The 6,289-nt window shown below is 71.0% G+C and carries 5 protein-coding genes; 2 read left to right on the forward strand and 3 right to left on the reverse strand.

What is annotated here, in order from left to right; all coding sequences use genetic code 11:
• Positions 1–38: 38 nt before the first annotated feature.
• The 3 genes from ACZ5K7_RS44545 to ACZ5K7_RS44555 form a co-directional block, all read right to left on the reverse strand.
• The gene (locus tag ACZ5K7_RS44545; RefSeq protein WP_351713059.1) at positions 39–530 is read right to left on the reverse strand and encodes a SitI3 family protein; all 492 of its coding nucleotides are present in this window, start codon (positions 528–530) and stop codon (positions 39–41) included.
• A 21-nt stretch (positions 531–551) separates the two neighbouring features.
• Complete coding sequence (locus ACZ5K7_RS44550; RefSeq protein ID WP_468923558.1) at positions 552–854, reverse strand: hypothetical protein; 303 nt, start codon at positions 852–854, stop codon at positions 552–554.
• Between the two features lie 63 nt (positions 855–917).
• Entirely contained in the window at positions 918–3,542 is a 2,625-nt protein-coding gene (locus ACZ5K7_RS44555; protein ID WP_468923561.1) for a glycosyltransferase family 1 protein, read from the reverse strand.
• Positions 3,543–3,758: 216 nt separating this feature from the next.
• On the opposite strand from ACZ5K7_RS44555, the gene ACZ5K7_RS44560 reads away from it, so the two are divergent.
• Both ACZ5K7_RS44560 and ACZ5K7_RS44565 read left to right on the forward strand, forming a co-directional pair.
• Positions 3,759–4,961 (forward strand): S8 family peptidase, encoded by a 1,203-nt coding sequence (locus ACZ5K7_RS44560; RefSeq protein WP_468923564.1) that lies wholly within the window; start codon positions 3,759–3,761, stop codon positions 4,959–4,961.
• Positions 4,962–5,226: 265 nt separating this feature from the next.
• On the forward strand, positions 5,227–6,289 hold a 1,063-nt coding region (locus ACZ5K7_RS44565; protein ID WP_468923568.1), incomplete at its 3' end, for a maltotransferase domain-containing protein.

A 6,289-nucleotide genomic window follows, 5' to 3' on the forward strand; every position in this document is an offset into this window, starting at 1 on the left:
CGCGTGAAACCGGTGAAACCGGACTCGCATGTGCTGACTCACTCCGAGTCCATGCTGTGGGTTTCCCGCCGGTAGGGCTGCGTCATCAGGGCCAGCCGCTGCGGTGGCCAGAGGTCGTCCCGTTCGTTGAGGCTGAGTTCGCCGTTCTGGCGAAGCAGCCAGATCACCTCGTACTGGAAGTGCAGAACCGCGTCGCCCTCGACGCGCTCCAGCAGTCGCGCCACCAGCCCGACCATGTCGGTCTGCTGGAGGCCCACGTCCGCTCCTTTCCCCATACGGAAGGCCACGGAGACGGTGGGCGTGAAACCGAGTTCGGTGACGACAGGATCCCAGGGGGACAGCCGGTCCGATTCCAGCACGCGAACCCACAGGCCACGAGAGGTGTAAAGAAACACCTCCTTGTCCAACAGTCGCTCGGCCGTGAACGACGCGTCGAACACGCCGATGTCCCTGCCGATTTCGGCAAGCCAGGTCGCGACCTCGATCGGCGACGACCCCGTCGCCACATCAAGGTCGAAATCGATTGCCATACTGTTCGCTACCTTCGCGTCCTACGGACAGAAGTGGACCACGTTCCCGGCACGGTCAACGACCAGGACCTCTTTCAGGCCGCCCATAGGCCAGTCCTGAAACTGCTTCCGCAGCACTCCGACATCGACGTCACTGTCTCCGAGATTCAGGACGCCCCTCTCCGTCTGACCGTCCGCAACCTTCTTGCCGACCGCTGCCCCAGATGGCGCGAGGCTTGCCGGAGACCGGTGCGTATTTGTCGAATACAGGTCGTCGGCCGCCTGGTCCCGCGCCCGGTTCAGCCGGACGCGCCGGGGATCGTCGTCCGCCGTGCCCTTCGTCATCGACGAGTAATCCGACCGCCAAGGGCAGGCAAGCCCGCCCTTGGCGCGTCGGGTTCCACGTGGTCAGCGCATCAGGACCCCGGCCCCCGTCACCGTCCCCTCCGCAGGGACCACCACCAGTCCCAGCTCGGCGCCGGACGCCAGCAGCCGGTGGGCCGGGAGGATGCGGACCGTGTAGCCGTAGGGGCCCGTGCGGTCCAGGGCCAGGGGGCCCTCGTAGGTCCAGTGGCCCTCCAGGTCCGGGCCTCCCGTCGGTTTCAGGGGGACCGTCGTCGCGTCCGTGATGCGGTCCTCCGGGTCGACCCGGCCGGAGACCGCCTGGACCTCCACGTCGTCGGGGGTGAGGTCGCCGAGGCGGACGCGGACGCGCAGGGCGAGGGTGGTGCCCAGTTCGGCGGAGGCCGTGGCGGTGGCCGCCTCGACGTGGTCCACCGAGACACCGTGCCAGGCGGCCCGCACCCTGCCCTTCCAGGCGGACAGTTCACGGGCCGTGTCCGCGGTCATCGAGCGGTGGGCGTGCGCCGCGGGAGTGTAGAGGCGCTCCACGTACTCGCGGACCATGCGGCCCGCCAGCACCTTCGGGCCCAGCAGGGTGAGCGTCTGGCGGACCATCTCGATCCAGCGGTCGGGGAACCCGGTCTGGCCGCGCTCGTAGAAGCGGGGGGTGATCCGCTGTTCGAGGAGGTCGTAGAGGGCGGCCGCCTCGATGTCGTCCCGGCGCTCCGCATCCGTGCCGGCGCCGTCGGCGGTCGGGATCGCCCAGCCGAAGTCCGGCTGGAACCACTCGTCCCACCAGCCGTCCAGGACCGAGAGGTTGAGGCCGCCGTTGAGCGCCGACTTCATCCCGCTGGTTCCGCACGCCTCCAGCGGGCGCAGCGGGTTGTTCAGCCAGATGTCGCAGCCGGGCAGCAGCTTCTGCGCCATCGCCATGCCGTAGTCGGGCAGGAAGACGATCCGGTGCCGGACGCGCGGATCGTCGGCGAACCTGACCAGCTCCTGGACCAGCCGCTTGCCGCCGTCGTCCGCCGGGTGCGCCTTTCCGGCCACCACGACCTGGATCGGCCGCTCGGAGTGCAGCAGCAGGTCCATCAGCCGGTCGCGGTCGCGCAGCATGAGCGTGAGCCGCTTGTACGACGGGACGCGCCGGGCGAATCCGATGGTCAGGACGTCGGGGTCGAGGGCGTGGTCGATCCAGCCCAGCTCGGCCGTCCCGGCACCCCGCTGCCGCCAGGACGCCCGCAGCCGCTCCCGCACCTCGAGGACCAGCTGCTCCCGCAGGTTCCGGCGCAGGTCCCAGATCTCCTGGTCGGTGACGTCGGCGACCGCGTCCCAGCGCTCGGTGCCGCCGACGGTCAGCGCCTCCTCGGTACGGCGGTCGCCGAGCTGCCGGGCGCCCAGCCGGACCACCTCGGGGGCCACCCAGGTAGGGGCGTGCACCCCGTTGGTCACGGAGGTGATCGGCACCTCGTCGGCGTCGAATCCCGGCCACAGCCCGGAGAACATCTCCCGGCTGACGTTGCCGTGCAGCAGCGAGACCCCGTTGGCGCGCTGGGCGAGCCGCAGCCCCATCACGGCCATGTTGAAGAGGTTGGGTTCGCCGCCGGGGTAGGTCTCCATCCCCAGGCGCAGGATGTGCTCCACCCCGATCCCGGGCAGTTCGGCGTCGGGGCCGAAGTGGTGGGCGACCAGCTCCCGGTCGAAGCGGTCGATGCCGGCGGGGACGGGGGTGTGGGTGGTGAAGACGGTGCCGGCGCGCACCGCCTCCAGCGCGGAGTCGAAGTCCAGCCCGTGGGCACACAGCTCGGCGATCCGCTCCAGACCCAGGAAGCCGGCGTGCCCCTCGTTGGTGTGGAAGACCTCCGGCTCGGGGTGGCCGGTCAGCCGGCAGTAGGTCCGTACGGCGCGCACACCCCCTATCCCGAGCAGCATCTCCTGGAGCAGCCGGTGTTCGCTGCCGCCGCCGTAGAGCCGGTCGGTGACCCCGCGTTCGCCGAGGTCGTTCTCCTCCACGTCGGAGTCCAGCATCAGCAGCGGCACCCGGCCCACCTGGGCCAGCCAGATCCGGGCGCGCAGCAGCCGGCCGCCGGGCAGGGCGAGGGAGACGTGTGCCGGGGTGCCGTCGGCGTCCTTCAGGGGCACCACCGGGAGTTCGTTCGGGTCGAGGACGGGATAGTGCTCCTGTTGCCAGCCGTCCCGGGACAGGGTCTGCCGGAAGTACCCGTGCCGGTACAGGAGGCCGACGCCGATCAGCGGTACGCCGAGGTCGCTGGCCGACTTGAGGTGGTCGCCGGCCAGGATGCCGAGACCGCCGGAGTACTGCGGCAGGGCGGCCGTGATGCCGAACTCGGGCGAGAAGTAGGCGACGGCGGCCGGGAGTTCGGCGTCCCGCGGCCGGGACTGGTACCAGCGGTCGCCGGTCATGTAGTCGCCCAGGTCGTCGGCGGCCGCCGCCAGCCGGCGCAGGAACCGGCGGTCACCGGCCAGCTCGGCGAGCCGCGCCGGCGGCACGCTGCCGAGCAGCCGCACCGGGTCGCCCTCCGAGGCGGCCCAGCGCTCGGGGTCGACGGCCTGGAAGAGGTCACGGGTCTCGGTGTGCCAGGACCAGCGCAGATTTCGGGCCAGGTCGCTGAGGGGGCGGAGGGGGTCGGGGAGAACGGGACGGACGGTGAACCGACGGATCGCCTTCACATTCCACTCCACGCGTTCGTGGTGAGAGCCGTACGGCGGTGTGCGGCTCGGCGTCCCTCAGACGGTACCGGTGTCGAGGGGGCCGTTGTCGGAGCTCCGCACCGGATCCCGGCTTCGTCCTCCGGTGGGCGGACCGAGATGCGTCACGCCACCTTGTGGGACCCGGCCCCGCACGAGACGCTGCCCCCTTGAGCTGAGGAGGGGGAACTCACAGCCATGTCACGGACGATCAACCGGCGTCCGCGTCTGGCGGGGGGCTTGACCGCGGCCGTCACGGCCGCGGTGCTGTCATCGGCCACCCTGCCCGCGCACGCCGTCCCGGAGGGGACCGTATTCGGCGCCGGCCGACCTGGCTCGGTCGGCGGAAGCTATCTGGTGACGCTCGAAGAGGGGATCAAGGGCGGGTCGGCGGCCGGGAAGGGCATCGCCACCCGCTATGGGGCGAAAATAAGCCATACTTACGACAGCGTGCTGAACGGATATGCCGTCCAGGCAAGCGCCAGACAGGCGCGGCGACTCGCCGCGGACCCACGGGTCGCCTCCGTCGTCCAGGACAGCCGGATACGGCTCGACCGCACCCAGACGAACCCGCCGTCCTGGGGCCTGGACCGCGTCGACCAGGCGGGTCTGCCGCTCGACAAGGCGTACACCTGGCCGGGGTCGGGGGGCGCGGGCGTCACCGTCTACGTGATCGACACCGGCATCCGGATCACCAACCGCGACTTCGGCGGCCGGGCGGCCTACGGCTGGGACTTCGTCGGGAACGACAGATCCGCCGGCGACGGCAACGGCCACGGGACACATGTCGCCGGGACCATCGCCGGGGCCCGGTACGGCGTCGCCAAGAAGGCGAAGGTCGTCTCCGTACGGGTCATGGACGACACGGGGTCGGGCACCACCGCCCAGGTCATCGCCGGTATCGACTGGGTCACCGCACACGCCCGCAAGCCTGCGGTGGCCAACCTCAGCCTGGGCGGTGCGCACAACGCCCAGCTCGACGCCGCGGTACGCGACTCGATCAGGTCCGGGGTGACGTACACGGTCGCGGCCGGCAACGACGCCCGGCCGGCCGGCCGCTACTCACCGGCCGACGTACCGCAGGCCCTCACCGTCGGTGCCACCGACCGCGACGACGCCCGCGCGGGTTTCTCCAACTACGGTGCGGCCGTCGACCTGTTCGCCCCGGGCGTGGCGATCACCTCGGACTCGTACACGAGCGACACCGGCAAGGCGACCCACTCGGGTACGTCGATGGCGTCACCGCACGTGGCGGGCGCCGCCGCGCTCTATCTCGCCGGTCACCCGAAGGCCACCCCGGCCCAGGTCGCCAAAGCCCTGATTGCGGGGGCGGCGAGCGGGAAGGTGACCGATGCGGGGCTCGGGTCGCCCAACCGACTCCTCCGGGTGCCGAAAGCGTAAAGCGTTTTCTCCTGTGCGAACACGCCACCGGTCCCGCTCGTACAGAACGGGGCCGGTCTTGTGTGTAGACATACGGCTGAGTAGTTAACAAAGTGCCGGATTGCCCACCCGAATAGGGTGGGAAGGCTCCTCCGGTACACCCCATGGACACAGCGCTGATACCCCGCACAGGTAGACCCTCAAGTACGCCCTCGGATACAGCCGCAGGACCCGTCTCGCCACCATCCATCCGCCCACACCCACGTTGCCGCGGACAGGAGCGGTCATGCCCGCCACGCACCAGTCGTCAGCACCTCCGACTCAGCGCACGTCACCTCGTGCCACACCCCCCGCGGACGAGGCCACCGCCGTCGGCCGCATACCCGTCCTCGACGTCCGTCCCCTGGTCCAACAGGGGCGCCGGCCCGCCAAGGCGGTGACCGGGGAGTCGTTCGAGGTCACCGCCACCGTCTTCCGCGAGGGCCATGACGCCGTCGCCGCCAATGTCGTACTGAAGGACCCCAGGGGCCGCCCGGGTCCCTGGACCCCGATGCGGGAGCTGGCCCCCGGCAGCGACCGCTGGGGCGCCACCGTCACCGCCGACGGAAAGCCGGGCCGTTGGACCTATCAGGTCGAGGCCTGGGGAGATCCGGTCACCACCTGGCGCCACCACGCCCAGATCAAGATCCCGGCGGGCATCGACACCGATCTGGTCCTGGAGGAGGGCGCACGGCTGTACGAACGGGCCGCCGCCGGTGTCCCGAAGTCCAGGAAGCGGGAGGTCCTGCTGGCCGCCGCGGCCGCCCTGCGCGACGAGGAACGGCCCGCCCCCTGGCGGCTGGCCGCCGCCCTCACGCCCGAGGTCGACAAGATCCTCACCCGGTATCCGCTCAGGGAACTGGTCACCCGCTCCGAGCCGTTGCCGCTGCTGGTCGAGCGCGAGCGGGCCCTGTACGGCTCCTGGTACGAGTTCTTCCCGCGCTCCGAGGGCACCCCCGAGCGGCCGCACGGCACGTTCCGGACAGCGGCCCGGCGGCTGCCCGCGATCGCGGAGATGGGCTTCGACGTCGTCTACCTCCCGCCCATCCACCCCATCGGCACCACCTTCCGCAAAGGCCCCAACAACACCCTGAGCGCCGGTCCCGAGGACGTGGGCGTGCCCTGGGCGATCGGCTCCCCGGAGGGCGGGCACGACGCCGTCCATCCGGACCTGGGGACCCTGGAGGACTTCCGGTGGTTCGTGGCCGAGGCCGCCCGGCACGGCCTGGAGATCGCCCTCGACTTCGCGCTGCAGTGCTCCCCCGACCACCCCTGGGTGGAGAAGCACCCCGAGTGGTTCCACCACCGGC

The sequence above is a fragment of the Streptomyces sp. NPDC031497 genome (assembly GCF_055580905.1).

What these genes read in the sequence shown, in the direction of transcription:
- ACZ5K7_RS44560 (WP_468923564.1), top strand. Translation starts at nt 3,759, where the DNA reads ATGTCACGGACGATCAACCGGCGTCCGCGTCTGGCGGGGGGCTTGACC.
- ACZ5K7_RS44550 (WP_468923558.1), bottom strand. Translation starts at nt 854, where the DNA reads ATGACGAAGGGCACGGCGGACGACGATCCCCGGCGCGTCCGGCTGAAC.
- ACZ5K7_RS44545 (WP_351713059.1), bottom strand. Translation starts at nt 530, where the DNA reads ATGGCAATCGATTTCGACCTTGATGTGGCGACGGGGTCGTCGCCGATC.